The 13,374-nt window shown below is 38.9% G+C and carries 16 protein-coding genes; 6 read left to right on the forward strand and 10 right to left on the reverse strand.

Features of this window, described 5'->3' with window-relative positions; all coding sequences use genetic code 11:
- Nucleotides 1-5: 5 nt before the first annotated feature.
- From AAEU29_RS12055 to AAEU29_RS12075, 5 genes are all read right to left on the reverse strand, one after another.
- Entirely contained in the window at nucleotides 6-296 is a 291-nt protein-coding gene (locus AAEU29_RS12055) for a helix-hairpin-helix domain-containing protein (protein WP_421973575.1), read from the reverse strand.
- Nucleotides 297-322: 26 nt separating this feature from the next.
- Nucleotides 323-991 (reverse strand): RDD family protein, encoded by a 669-nt coding sequence (locus AAEU29_RS12060; RefSeq protein WP_421973576.1) that lies wholly within the window; start codon nucleotides 989-991, stop codon nucleotides 323-325.
- A gap of 148 nt (nucleotides 992-1,139) precedes the next feature.
- Nucleotides 1,140-2,474 (reverse strand): sigma-54-dependent transcriptional regulator, encoded by a 1,335-nt coding sequence (locus AAEU29_RS12065; RefSeq protein WP_421973577.1) that lies wholly within the window; start codon nucleotides 2,472-2,474, stop codon nucleotides 1,140-1,142.
- Nucleotides 2,475-2,483: 9 nt separating this feature from the next.
- Nucleotides 2,484-2,960, reverse strand: a complete 477-nt coding sequence (locus AAEU29_RS12070; protein ID WP_421973578.1) for a hypothetical protein — start codon at nucleotides 2,958-2,960, stop codon at nucleotides 2,484-2,486.
- Nucleotides 2,957-4,312 carry a sensor histidine kinase gene (locus AAEU29_RS12075; protein WP_421973579.1) on the reverse strand — a complete coding sequence of 452 codons (1,356 nt, stop codon included), beginning with the start codon at nucleotides 4,310-4,312 and terminating at the stop codon, nucleotides 2,957-2,959. Before AAEU29_RS12075 ends, AAEU29_RS12070 begins: the two co-directional genes overlap by 4 nt.
- Nucleotides 4,313-4,660: 348 nt before the next feature.
- On the opposite strand from AAEU29_RS12075, the gene AAEU29_RS12080 reads away from it, so the two are divergent.
- The 6 genes from AAEU29_RS12080 to phnW all read left to right on the forward strand — a co-directional run bounded on the left by AAEU29_RS12080 (nucleotide 4,661) and on the right by phnW (nucleotide 7,629).
- The gene (locus AAEU29_RS12080) at nucleotides 4,661-4,885 is read left to right on the forward strand and encodes an EF-hand domain-containing protein (RefSeq protein WP_372768498.1); all 225 of its coding nucleotides are present in this window, start codon (nucleotides 4,661-4,663) and stop codon (nucleotides 4,883-4,885) included.
- A gap of 74 nt (nucleotides 4,886-4,959) precedes the next feature.
- Nucleotides 4,960-5,175, forward strand: a complete 216-nt coding sequence (locus AAEU29_RS12085) for an EF-hand domain-containing protein (protein WP_274759885.1) — start codon at nucleotides 4,960-4,962, stop codon at nucleotides 5,173-5,175.
- Between the two features lie 70 nt (nucleotides 5,176-5,245).
- A complete protein-coding gene (locus tag AAEU29_RS12090; protein WP_274759886.1) occupies nucleotides 5,246-5,461 on the forward strand; it encodes an EF-hand domain-containing protein in 216 nt (71 codons plus the stop codon).
- A 107-nt stretch (nucleotides 5,462-5,568) separates the two neighbouring features.
- Complete coding sequence (locus AAEU29_RS12095; RefSeq protein WP_421973580.1) at nucleotides 5,569-5,793, forward strand: EF-hand domain-containing protein; 225 nt, start codon at nucleotides 5,569-5,571, stop codon at nucleotides 5,791-5,793.
- Nucleotides 5,794-5,949: 156 nt separating this feature from the next.
- On the forward strand, nucleotides 5,950-6,420 hold the full coding sequence (gene ybaK / locus AAEU29_RS12100; protein WP_421973581.1) for a Cys-tRNA(Pro) deacylase: 471 nt from the start codon (nucleotides 5,950-5,952) through the stop codon (nucleotides 6,418-6,420).
- A 108-nt stretch (nucleotides 6,421-6,528) separates the two neighbouring features.
- Entirely contained in the window at nucleotides 6,529-7,629 is a 1,101-nt protein-coding gene (phnW, locus tag AAEU29_RS12105; protein WP_421973582.1) for a 2-aminoethylphosphonate--pyruvate transaminase, read from the forward strand.
- Nucleotides 7,630-7,684: 55 nt separating this feature from the next.
- Here the strand turns inward: phnW and AAEU29_RS12110 are convergent, their stop codons facing one another.
- The 5 genes from AAEU29_RS12110 to AAEU29_RS12130 all read right to left on the reverse strand — a co-directional run bounded on the left by AAEU29_RS12110 (nucleotide 7,685) and on the right by AAEU29_RS12130 (nucleotide 13,242).
- Nucleotides 7,685-8,797: a GGDEF domain-containing protein gene (locus AAEU29_RS12110; RefSeq protein WP_421973583.1), complete on the reverse strand. Its 1,113-nt coding sequence runs from the start codon at nucleotides 8,795-8,797 to the stop codon at nucleotides 7,685-7,687.
- A gap of 117 nt (nucleotides 8,798-8,914) precedes the next feature.
- Nucleotides 8,915-9,601 carry a UTRA domain-containing protein gene (locus AAEU29_RS12115; protein ID WP_421973584.1) on the reverse strand — a complete coding sequence of 229 codons (687 nt, stop codon included), beginning with the start codon at nucleotides 9,599-9,601 and terminating at the stop codon, nucleotides 8,915-8,917.
- 81 nt (nucleotides 9,602-9,682) lie between these two features.
- Nucleotides 9,683-11,098, reverse strand: a complete 1,416-nt coding sequence (locus AAEU29_RS12120) for an FAD-dependent oxidoreductase (RefSeq protein WP_421973585.1) — start codon at nucleotides 11,096-11,098, stop codon at nucleotides 9,683-9,685.
- Nucleotides 11,098-11,907, reverse strand: coding sequence for a phosphonoacetaldehyde hydrolase (gene phnX, locus AAEU29_RS12125; RefSeq protein WP_421973586.1), 810 nt, complete (start codon nucleotides 11,905-11,907; stop codon nucleotides 11,098-11,100). The genes AAEU29_RS12120 and phnX overlap by 1 nt, the downstream gene beginning before the upstream one ends.
- A 9-nt stretch (nucleotides 11,908-11,916) precedes the next feature.
- The gene (locus AAEU29_RS12130; protein WP_421973587.1) at nucleotides 11,917-13,242 is read right to left on the reverse strand and encodes a DUF5690 family protein; all 1,326 of its coding nucleotides are present in this window, start codon (nucleotides 13,240-13,242) and stop codon (nucleotides 11,917-11,919) included.
- Between the last annotated feature and the right edge of the window lie 132 nt (nucleotides 13,243-13,374).

Genomic DNA, 13,374 nt, shown 5'->3' on the forward strand with positions numbered 1-13,374 from the left:
CTTGGTTAATTATCACTTAAAATGCGCTTTCGTTGAGGTGTATAATCCCACCAAGGTTTGGCTTCTGCACCATTCATAAAGTCTGTAATTGACATAAACACATCGATAACACATGGGTCGTGTCTCGTGTTAGTTATGGCGCATAGTCTCTCATACATTTCAAAAGGGTCTTGCCCAATAAGATCTTCAGGGCTTTTAATCCCTAATAATTCAAGATCTAAAGCACTTGCTTTACCTATGTTTGGTAAGTCAGTTAATTTGTGAGTGTTTTCACGAATAACTTTTATTGGGTTCATTATTACTATTCAGCACATATATTAATTTATATTCGAACTACAACTGTTTTACCGATGAAATCATGCAATGCCCTTCGTTTTTTATTAAATAGCATGGTGATGAATTCAGATATACCCCAAATTAAGGCAATAATGCCAAATGCAATTACGCCATATGCTAAACCCTCAGGAATAGAACCCGTCATTTCATAAATGGTGGCAATAGTTATTAACATGATTACCCAAGAAGCATTTAAGGCCAATGAAACTGATTCTCTTCGTAGTGCTTGGAGAAGATTAATTTTATCTTCAGTTTCATTATTCAACACTTTAACTTGAGTTATCATTTTCCCGAGAGTTTGACCAAACATACCGTGCATCACAATTGCATATAACGAAAATTGCAACCCATTTAAAGCTTGAAGAAACCTGTCTCTAGAATCGTATTCAACACCAAATAGTAAACATTCAATGTATAAGATGACAGCGAATAATAAACCATCTATTAAAGCAGCCCAAAAGCGAGGCCAAAAAGTAGAGTATTTAGTATCAAGTCTTTCCGTTAGATCTTTTTCAAAGTTTTGTTTATGACAAGGGTCATCTAATAGCTTGATTATGGTTTCGTATCTGTCAGGATAAGCCTGTCTGTCAATATGGGCTTTTGCATCAAGTAATTCTTCATAAGTGTATTTAGAAAAGTCAGGTGTATATTCCATTATTTATTATTATCCCTTATTAAATGTAATTTTTTGACTTACTTTGTTAGCTTAAGTTTGAACGTTTTAGAAATCCATCAACAATTTAGTCAGAATAGATTAAAGCTACAAGCAAAATAAGCACTTCTCACTGACGAAGTTTAACGCACTATTCATTATTTATTTCGTGTTTTTTCATCAGCTTATAAAAGTCTGAACGATTGCGTTGTGCAAGTTTTGCAGCTTCTGACACATTTCCGCCTGAAAGTGCTAACACCTTTTGAATGTAGTCATACTCAAACTGACGTTTTGCCTCGTTTAAGCCAACAAACGCATTATGTGTTTCATTTGAGTCGGGTAGGGCTTTTGCAACTACGTCTTCGGTTATGATTTTGCCAGCGCTAATGGCAATACAATGCTCCACAATATTATGGAGCTGACGTACATTGCCTGGCCAATCATAACTTAATAAGCGTGTAATACTTTGCGGATTAAATTGTTTATCATCATTGGTGAGTTTGTTTAAAAAACGCGTTGCTAACAATGGAATATCATCAAGGCGTTCTTTTAAACTTGGTAAGGTGATAGACACCACATTAAGGCGATAATATAAATCTTCACGAAATTGGTTATCTTTAACCGCTTGTACAATGTTTTTATGACTGGCTGAAACAACACGTATATCAACGTCTTGCTCTAATTGGCTGCCGACTGGGCGAACTTTCTTTTCTTGTAATACGCGCAGCAATTTTACCTGTAAATCGAGCGGCATATCGCCAATTTCATCTAAAAACAGGGTACCGCCATTGGCTGCTTGCACAAGGCCTTGTTTATCACTAACTGCACCTGTAAACGCCCCTTTTGTATGACCAAAAAGTTCAGATTCTAGTAAATGCCCTGGCATAGCACCACAGTTTATTGCGATAAAAGGGCCATTCGCTTGCTCACTGGCTAGGTGAATGGCTTTTGCTGCAACTTCTTTACCACTGCCACTTTGCCCTTGAATAAGAATGTTTACTTTACTGTTGGCAAGCGCTTTAATTTGTTGCACCAATTGATGCATTTTCTCGCTTTGATATAACAAGCCATGGAAGTTATTAGGCTCAACACCTACTTGCTGTGTTACTTTACCTTCAAGCGTTTTTTCAATCACGTCCAACATTTGTTGACTGTCGATTGGCTTGGTTAAAAAGCTGACAAATCCTTGGTGCATTGCATCGACTGCATCAGGTATTGAGCCATGAGCAGTCATCATAATGACAGGTAAGCCAGTATAAAATTTCTTAATTTCTTGATTAAGTGCAAATCCATCCATATTGGCCATTTTGAAATCAGTTATCACTAAATCTATGGCTGTTTGCTTTAATATCGCAAGCGCTTGGTTGCCATTTTCTGCAACGGTCACCTGATAACCATGGCTCTCTAAACGGATTGCTAACAGCTCTGCAAGTGCAGTGTCATCATCAACAAGTAACAAGCTGGCGGATAAAGCATGATTGTTCATAATATTCCTTTAAAGAGAGCTTTCTAGGCGCTGTTTTTCAATATCAACTAATTTTTGTTTTAATTCAATTAGTTGTTTTTGCAATTCTAAAAGTTGTTGTTCGTGTTTTTGTGCTTTTGAATCAGAATAAAAATTGGTGATTTTTTGTTTGCGTAAATTCTCGGTATGCCATGTTAAAGATGCAAACCAAATTTGATAGTCGCTAGGCCAAATCGCTTGATTTTCAATATCACTAATAAGTTTTAGCTGTTTATTAGTTGAGTCAGTTTCACAGTAGTCACTAATAAACTGCGCAATTTCTGCATTTTCGATAACAGCTGAAGGTTGGTTATTTTCGCACACACTTAAAAATGCTTGCATCACTTGTGTGATAGGTTGATGCGTTAGTTGCTTTGTCTCAATTGGCTTCTCTACGGGCTCTTCGGTTAATGAGCAGGCTGAGATAAGCGCGATAAAACTAATTAATAATATATTTTTAATGATCATAATTGTCGCGGAAAAGTGATTAATATACTTGCGCCAGCTGTGTTTTCTAGCCATTTAACATCGCCTTTTAGCTGCTTAACGCACTCAGAAACAATCGCTAAACCAAGGCCCGAGCCCTGATTGTTTTGACTGTGTTCACTTTGATAAAACGGTTGAAATAATAAATGTGCTTCATCATGTTGTATGCCAGCACCATCGTCTGTCACGTTAAGCTCAATGGTATTGTTATTTTGCTTAATGTAAACATTAACGGAACTGCTTGCATGTATTAATGCATTACTTACTAACTGAGTAAGGATTAATTTGCAGGGCAAATAAGGCACTTTGCAATTAGCAGTGATATGCCAATACAAACTAACATTACTTCTTTCTATGGTATCACTTAAATGACGATTAATTTCTTCTTCAAGAGTAGATAACTGAGTTAGTTGCTGTAATCCATCAGGGTGGCTCGCTGCACTGTAGTTTAAAAGATCATCAATCATGCGTGCCAATTTCTCTACTGACTGCTGCACAATAGTTAAAATACGGCTTTGCTTTTCGGTTACATCACCAAGTAACCGGCTATTTAATAAGCTACTGCCTTCATTTATGGAGGCGAGAGGGGTTTTTAGCTCGTGGGTCACATGCCGCAAAAATGTTTCTTTTTGTTGTTGCACGCGTTTAAGTTCTAACCTTAGCCAATCAAGCCTTCTACCTAACTGTTTTAGTTCGTGGCTACCAGATAGTTGCACCGGTGTATCAAGTTGGCCTCGGCCTACCTCAGAAACCACAGTCTCAACCTGATCTAATTGACGGCATATTCTAAAAATTAAAAACGAACTAATAATCACAAGCACTGGCAGTAAAATAATTAAGCCAATTAAAAACTCAGTTTGTAAGTCTTTAAACTGTGCATTCTTTTTTGCTAATCGGTTATCAAGGGTTCGGTCAAATAGATCATCAAATTGTTTTAATTGAGTCACTAGATTTGCAAATTCTTCGGCGCTTTCGACATCAATTTTTATGGTTTGTTGCCATTTTGCAACAAAATCACTGCTCTGCAGTTTTATTTTTAAAATTTCGATGCGTTTTTGTGTGTTCTGCCATTTTTGATCGATCGATTCTTGTAACTGATCGCTTTCTAACAATTGATTGTTTTTGAGTGCTTTTTCAATCCCACTTACATCGCTTTTTATATAATTATAATCAAGTATAAGTTGTTGATTTTCATCATATATTGAAAGGGTTTCTTGTTGGTGGTAAGAGATGCTTTGCGCATACCAAAGGGTTAAAAAAACAATCGGTAATACCCCCACCAGCATGGCTACTAGCGCTTGTTTTTGTAAAGACTGAGAAAAAAATTGTTTCACTAAAAAAACCTTATTAAATGGTCACCAAATGAACATAACTTGATACATAAATCACACCTTACTGATTGTATTGTTGCAAATTGGCAACATTTTAACTTATTGATTTTTATGTATTTAATTTATCAAGAATTAGATGTGTTGCTATTTGGCAACACATTTTAAGCTGGTTTTTAGATGATTTCGCAAATTTAAAATATAAAGCATTGTTTTTAATGGTTTTTTCAAAGTTGGCACCAAAGTTGGAATATCCTAGTTGTCAGTGCGAAAGCATAAAACGCTAACAAGCTTAACAAATGTATTTTGGGTTAAGCAAAAATTAATCGATTTCCAATTTAGGGGGAAATACCAATGCAGATCAGAGCAATTGCATATGTAACAGCGGTTCTTGGTGTAGCAGCACTTAACACTCAAGCAAGCACTTTATTCAGTGAATTAGACCTAAATAATGATGGCTATATCTCTGAAGTAGAAGCGGGTGTGAACAGCATCTTATCAGCAGCATTCGAAGAGCTAGACGTTAATGAAGACGCAAAGCTAAGTAAAGAAGAGTTTGCAGCCTTTAAAGGCGAATAAATTAAAACAATGGGGAAGTGCGCTACTTTCCAATTTATTTGAATACCCAAAAGTAAAGATGAAAGGAAATTAAAATGAAAAAATTAGTAATGTCAGTAATGGTAGTTGCAAGTTCATTTTCAGTAGTTGCAGCTGATGATTTCGCATCATTTGATGTTGATGGTAACGGTGCAATTAGCATTGAAGAAGCGGCTACAAACGAAGCACTTTCTGAGCAATTCAAATCTCTTGATACTGATGGCAATGGCGAGTTAAGCAAAGACGAGTTTGCCTCTTTTAAAGGCGAGTAATCGCCAATCGAAAGTTCGATACTTTCAAACCAGTTTAGATACCCAAAGTGAAGATGAAGGAAGTTAAAAAATGAAAAAATTAGTTATGTCAGTATTTGTTATCGCAAGTTCATTCTCAGCTATTGCAGCAGACGACTTTGCAACATTAGATGTTGATAACAGCGGCACTATTAGCAAAGAAGAAGCGATGCAAAATGTATCTTTAGTTCACCAGTTTAAAGACTTAGATGCAGACAGTAATGGCGAATTAAGCAAGGAAGAATTTGCTAACTTTAAAGCGTCATAACGTTTAAGGCTCTAGATATCCGTTTTACAGTCGGGCTTACTTTACTCCTTGTCAATCAGTATGCCGAGTGAGTCCGACTTTTTTTAATTCAAAGAGTAGTATGTGAAATGAAAAAGGCAGTTATTCTCGCTATATCAATGTATGTAATGTTATTTGTCACAGTTAAAGCCGTTGCAGATGAAGAGTTTGCTTTGTTCGATTATGACAACAGCGGCACCATTAGTTTAGAAGAAGCCAAAATTAATCACACACTACTTGAACAATTTACACATTTAGACCGTGATAATAATGGCGAATTAAGCCCACAAGAATTTGCCAAATTCACAGGATAATCCCAAATCAACCCTCCCTAGTGCGGCCTGAACTATTTTTTGTTGGACATGAATACTTTTACGGTCGCACTATTTATATCTTTGCCTGAAAAATATCTTTTCTTTTGATATGGCTTATATAAGCTGTTTATATCGTTAATTTTAATAACTAATACCATGACGCCAGCAATTAAAGCGTTAGAAAAAGCCAAAGTTGGATTTTCTGTGCACCAGTACGAACACGACAGTAATGCAGCATCGTACGGTTTAGAAGCAAGTGAAAAATTAGGTGTAGCTACAGAGAAAGTATTTAAAACCTTAGTCACTAACCTTGATAGTGGCGATTTAGTGGTTGCGATTATTCCCGTTGATCAAAAATTAAATCTAAAAGCTGTGGCGAAGGCGAGTAAAGCAAAAAAAGCAAAAATGGCCGATCCGTTAGATGTAGAACGTGCTACAGGGTATGTTTTAGGTGGAGTGAGTCCGCTAGGCCAAAAAAAGCGCCTTAAAACCCTGCTTGATGAATCAGCTAAAGCGCAATCAACCATTTATATCAGTGCAGGGCGTCGCGGTCTTGAAGTTGAATTAAGTGCCACTGATCTTCTTAAAATCACTAATGGGCAATTTGCGCAGTTAAAAGCTGAGTAAGTTGATTACCAAAGCAATAACTACAAATATTTGTCATTGAAGTTTCATAATTCCATACAATTTTTTGTGATTAAATAATCTGGACTATACCAGATTGGAAAAGATGAAATGAATGAATACTTGTTATTGACGCCGGGCCCACTTTCTACCAGCGAGACAGTTAAGCAGGCTATGCTAAAGGATTGGTGTACTTGGGATGACGACTATAACATTGAGATTGTAGAGGCGATCCGTGCAAAACTCACCGCACTTGCGAGTAACACTCACGATTATACCAGTGTATTAATGCAAGGTAGTGGCACTGCAAGCGTTGAATCAGCACTTGGCAGTTTAATTAAAAATACCGATAAACTGCTTATTATCAATAATGGCGCTTATGGTAAGCGCATCGCTGAAATAGCAAAGTACCTAAATATCAATGCAATAGTGCTTAATTTAAATGAGACTCAGCTGCCAGATATGGCAGAGGTTGAAGAGCAATTACAAGCGCAAAGTGATATTACTCATATTGCAATGGTGCACTGCGAAACCACAACAGGCATGCTTAACCCGGTTGCAGAAATGGGCGCCCTTGCTAAAAAATACAATAAAACCTTTATATTAGATGCAATGAGCAGCTTTGGTGGTATTGAGCTTGATATGGCTGAACTAAACATAGATGTGCTTATAAGCTCTGCTAATAAATGTATTCAAGGTGTACCGGGTTTTGGTTTTGTGATTGTTAAAAAGGCAATTATTGAAAAATGCCAAGGTATTGCACGTTCACTTAGCTTAGATTTGTACGCGCAGTGGAAAACCATGGAAGAACACAATGGTAAGTGGCGTTTCACGTCACCGACTCATGTGGTAAGAGCTTTCCATCAAGCGCTTTTGGAACTAGAAGAGGAAGGTGGTGTAAAAGCCCGCTATAACCGCTACAAAACAAATCAACAGCGTTTAGTTGATGGTATGCAAGCACTTGGTTTTACCACCTTGCTAGCGAAAGAGCTTCATTCGCCGATTATCACCTCGTTTTATTCACCAAAGAGTAATCAATATAACTTTGACCTATTTTACAGTGCGTTAAAAGAGCAAGGGTTTGTTATTTATCCAGGGAAAGTATCTGATGCCGATTGCTTTCGTATTGGCAATATTGGCGAAATTTACCCTGATGATATTGACCAACTACTTAGCGCAATAGAGCGCAGTCGATTTTGGTTAGAAAAATAAAAAATCGCTTTAATAGGTCAAAAGGTAATAGCCAAACACTATTACCTTTTGCTTGTTAACTTACGGTTGTTTGATTGCGTCCCGCTTGTTTTGAGGCATAAAGTGCCTTATCAGCGATATCGATATTTTCGTCTAAAGAATTAGCTTCTTGAAATTGAGTTAACCCCACACTAATGGTTAATGGTCCATATAGTTTATCTTTTGACTGTTCGGTTACCGCATGACGAATGCGTTCTGCAATTTGAAAGGCAGCGTTACTATCAGTATTAGTTAAAAAAATAAAAAACTCTTCACCACCATAACGACAACTAATGTCGTATTCGCGTGTGCAGTATTGTATTTGTTCTGCAACGAGCTTAATTGCATCATCTCCTTGTTGGTGGCCATGTTGATCATTCACTTTTTTAAAGTGATCAATATCTAACATTACCACCGAGCATGTTTGCTTATTGCGCTTGGCTAATGCCAATTGATTATTAACAAGATTGTAAACCGCTGTGCGATTATATAAGCCTGTTAACGCGTCTTTGGTAGCAAGCGTTTTGTACTTACTGGTCAGGTTGATAAGTTGGCTGGTGAAGATAAATACTGTAAGTACCAAAATAAGTGATGAAAAATATACAAGAGGGTAGTAAAAGTCAGACTTGTAATAATCAACACGGCTAATGCTGCTTGGGATTGCGCTTAATTCATAGGTGATTACGATGAGCGAAATTGCGATAAATATAGCCAAGCCTTTATCCGCTTGATTAAGCTTTTCCGCACTGATAAGGCTGACAAATGCTAATAAAATACATAATGCCGAAAAGGTCATAGTGTAATTTACATGATTTTCAATGAAGGGAATTGAACAAATAAAAATAACAAATGCACCAATAAGCAATTTGCAAAGCCCGTCACTATGGCCTTTTTTACAGATAGTTAAGCCAAAAAATAAAGAGGTAATAGTGCCAAAAAGGTCTTCAATGTACCAACCTGTGTTGCCAATCTCTAAGGTCGATTTATTGAGAAAATAAAAGAAAAGTAATGAGCTAATAAAGTAACCAAAAAGATAGGGGGTTTCTTTGTTGTCTTTCATTACAGAGCGCAAAATAAATAGCGCGAAAATGCAGGCGATGATCTCGATGGTGGTACTCACACCCACTGCTTCTTGGTAACTGATGCTCATTCATTCTGCCGCACAATAATTAATGCTCTGAGTTTAGTAAAAATCCAGCATAGTTAAAATGTTAGCGCTTAAAATTTAAAGAAAAAAGAGTGTAAACTCAGCCCTACGCGTTAGTTTTTATTGGCCAATTACAATCATTTCAATGGCATCGTGTAACCAGTATTCAATGTTGTAATCGATTAAAATACCGCTTGTTTCATAACGCTGACGAATCACTTTTAAACACGGCGCGCCACTATTTTTTTCAAGGCTTTTGGCAACATCATCTGGCAGAACGGTAACACTTATTACGCATTCTTCGTTGTTAATATCCACATGAAAATGTGAGGTCATAATAGTGGTGATTGAGCCATTGAGCGGTTGTGATTCTAAATCATCAAAACGGCTGGCATCGCAGTTAATCTGCTCAAACATAATTGGTCGGCCATCAAGGCTGCGAACACGCTCGATTTTATATAACGTATCCCCACTAAAGTGCTGGTTAAGCGACACATTTTCTTGTTTATCGATACTCAATACATGGGTGTTTGGCGTAAAGCCTTGCTCTTGCGCTAATTGATAAAAATTAACCTTAGTTGCAGGTCGCCACTTGAGTTTATTGGGTGTAACAAACCAGCCGCGACGTTTTTGGCTGTAAATTAAGCCTTGTGCTTCGAGGCGGTTTAATGCTTCACGCACAGTAATACGAGTAGAGTTAAAGTGTTCTTGCAGCGTGCGCTCAGATGGCAGTTTATCACCAATAGCAAGTTCACCACTGGCGATATGTGTTTGAATATAATTTTGTATTTTTTGATATAGCAACATAGAAAGCGGCTTTTAAAATCTGCAGAAAACGAGGCCTATGCTATTAGGCCTAAGAAATATGTCAAGCGTATGAATCGCGCGTTAATTTGTATCTGCTTTTGCAGCAGTACCGGAAAGCTTAGCTAAGTAATTATCGAGTTTAGATGGCGCTAAATTGTTATCCTCCGCACGCTCTTTTCGCCTGATCCCGTTGCGAATAACATAAGCGCCAAGTGTTCGAAAGGGCTCGATGGGAAAACGTTCAAGGTTTTGGTTTACAAGGCCACACTTTTGCCATTCATCGTTCGTATTTAAAAGCATAGACGCGAGGATTTGCCCGCCTAAATACGATTGCACCACACCATTACCCGAGTAACCTGCTGCAACCACTACATTTTTATCGCACTCTTGGAAAAATGGAAAGCCGCTTACGCTGCGATCCGATGGGCCTGTCCAGGTGCGGTCAATTTCAAAGCCATGATCGCCAAAGAAATAATTAAGTGAATGTTGTAACTCAGCTTGATATTGGCTGGGTGCGTTGAATTTATCACTCATCTGATTGGCAAAACTAAAATAGTTACCGCCTTTACCGAGCATTAAACGGCCATCGATTGTTGTGCGGTAATAATTAACAAAGATACGCGAATCGATAACTGCTGCACCATGGTTAAGGTTAAGTGTTTTTAACCTTTCAGGCATCGGTTTAGTAATCACCATATCGGATGATACCAATACGACATTGCGCGAAAATTGCGGCATTAACTCTGGTAACCAGGCATTGACAGCAAATAACAATTTTTCAGTTTTAAGGGTTTTTATTGACTGACTTTTATCGCTATAACAAACGCTAATAGTCTCGTTTTGTGGTGCGCTTGCCTTTGCGTGGGAAATATAACGGGTAGATTCACTTATGACTATGCCCATTTCAATGGCAATACGGCGTAGCCCACGAACCAGTTTAGCCGGTTGCACACTGCCAGCGTGAGGTGAAAAGAGCGCCTGTTGATTCTGCCGTGATCCAGTATGTTTTAGCTGCTCTTTATTTACAACTTGCCATTGATTAAGCGAAACAGCGTCAAGGGCATTAAGACAGGGTGCAAGCACATCTTGCTGCGCAGTATTGGATGCAGTGATATAACAGCCATCAACACGTAAATCACAGTTAATATTGTGCTCTTTTGCGAATTTGGATATTGCATGAACGGCGTTTTCAGATTGTTGCACTAGCCACTTGGCTTGTGACTCACCAAAGCGTTTTTTCAAACTTAAATACTTTGTTGACCACGTCAGCATGGCGCCGCCATTTCGACCAGAAGCCCCTTGGCCACATAAATCTTTTTCAAGGATCACAATACGCGTGTTTGCTGAGCGCTGTTTAAGGGTGATTGCCGTCCAAAGTCCGGTAAATCCGCCACCAATAATCGCAATGTCATAAGGGTTTTCATCAATACTAGCCGAAGAAACAGAGATTGTTTCTTCAGCCATAGCTTGATCAAACCAAAAGGGTTGATACGTCATTATGGGCGTTCGCCTCTTGCTAAGCGTGCATTAATCTCAAAAAGAACCGGTTCAATATCGGCTAAACTATTAATCACGAAATGAGCACCTGCACTTGATAATTGGGCATATGCTTCGCGTGATAAAGCGCTTTGTTCACTTGCTGATAATGCTTTCCACTCTTCTTCACTTTTGCCCACAGCGTTGCCCGTCAGTGCCACACCGACTGTCCACATGCCCGCATTTAACCCTTCTAAAATACCGGGAATTGAGTCATCGACTTTTACACAGTGATTGACAGAATTGATTGCCAGCTTGTTAACATTTTCCAGTGCCATCCAAGGTCCAGGGCGAGAGCCCACAGTCAACTCGTCACTTGCCACACAGTAATCAGGGCGATAGCCATGTTCAGCTGCGGCAATTTCAAGTTCGGTCATTACTTCGCGCGGGTAGCCTGAACAGCTGCCTATTTTAACTCCTTTTGCTTGTAAGCGTTGTATCACTGGTAGCACTCCTTCGATAGGTGCTGAACGATCCGCAACTTTGGCTTTTTGTAGCGGCATAAATGTTTGATAAATATGGTCAATTTGTTCGGTGGTCATTGCCGTACCAAATTGTTCACACCAACGGCGATTAACAGTGTCGAGCTTGCCAAGTGATTCGATGTGATCCCATTTACCCATGCCCATTGGAATTCGTGCTTCTTCGAGCGTGATGTCAAAATCATAAGCCGATTTAAACGCTTCAACAAAGATGGTAGTGGGTGCAATTGAGCCATAGTCAACAACGGTGCCAGCCCAGTCGAGAATAAGCGCTTCTACTTGTTTCATAAAAAGTCCTTAATGAGTTGGTGCGAGCGACTTAGCATTAAGTGCTCGTTTAGAGGTGTATTTGTTAGATAAAATAATGCTGAAGTAGCAAAGGGAACTGATGACCAATACACTTGCAACCGCACAGATCCAGTAACTGGTAGCAATAAAATAGCTCAGCCATGACAGCTCTGGCTCAGCAAAGGTGCGATACAGCAAAATACTGACCGAGCCGATATACCCAGCAGAATCAGCTAAATAGAGTAGAAAACCCACATTGGCAACACCGCCCACGGCGGCAATCATGCGGTCGAATAAAAAGCAGTTGTAGGGGATATACGCGATATAAAGCCCTGCGCCAAGTAGCACCATCCAGGCTTTTGCATCTAAGATGCCTAATTCAAAGCCATAAGTGCTGGCACCAAGTAACAATGTACCAAATAAGATAAAACCATGATTGACTAAAAACGCGGTTTTGTTGTTTTTAATTAGTACCATCATGGCAAGGGCAATCAGCACGATAAATGAAATGCGAATGCCTGCGTAAGCAAAAATGGTTGGCTCTTCTCCATAACCTAACGCCATCCACAGTTCTGCTTGAAAGTTATCTAAAAAGTCGCGAAAGCCTGTGAAAAGTAAAAAGCTTAAAACGAGCGCTGTAATACCAAACCAATATTGTTTAAAGAAATTAAACCGTGCTTTGCCATCCATTGGTGTGCGTTTTTGCCTAGCAGCAATATCGCTTTGATCAGGTTTTGGAATGGCGTTTAAGCACACAACACTGAGCAATAATAAGGGTAAGAAGAGTAGGCCTGTTAGGGCAGGCATCCATAACTCTGAAACGCCTAGGTTGTTGGTAATAAAGCGGCCAACGGTTTTCACAACACCGGATGATAAAATAAAGGTGATACTTAAAATTGCACCGAGGATTTCGGTGGTGCGTCTGCCTTCTAAATAACTAAAGACGACCCCCCAAATCATGCCAAGAGATAAACCATTAAAAAATAGGCAAATAATGTTAAGGCCAATTGGCAATAGTGCAAATAACACCAGCGAGAGCTCTGCGCCTAAGATCATTAAAATGATGGCTTTAGCTCGCTGATCCGATTGCATTTCGGAAATCACTTTTACACCGATAAATTTTGCTAGCATGTAACCAAATACTTGGCTTAATACCAGCGCCACTTTAAAGCTTACAAGCCAGTTTTCTTGCTCAAATGCAAGATAGCTTGATGCGGCAAATGGCTTTCGAAATGCGTACATACAAAAATAAGTCATAAAGGCAGCGGAGGCTGCGAATAATACGAATGCGGGGCCTTGTGTCTTTTGTAACCAGTTAGCATTTTTAAACAACATAATACGTCTCGACTGCGTGTGAAAAAGGGTGCAAAGCAGCTGCTTTGCAACCTCGGTACTATCAACAAATCAGTGTTAATTTAGGGCAATTTATTCGGGGACCCATTGTGATAGTGTTATGTGAACTTAATG

The organism is Pseudoalteromonas aquimarina, from assembly GCF_049257255.1.
Lineage (GTDB): Bacteria > Pseudomonadota > Gammaproteobacteria > Enterobacterales > Alteromonadaceae > Pseudoalteromonas.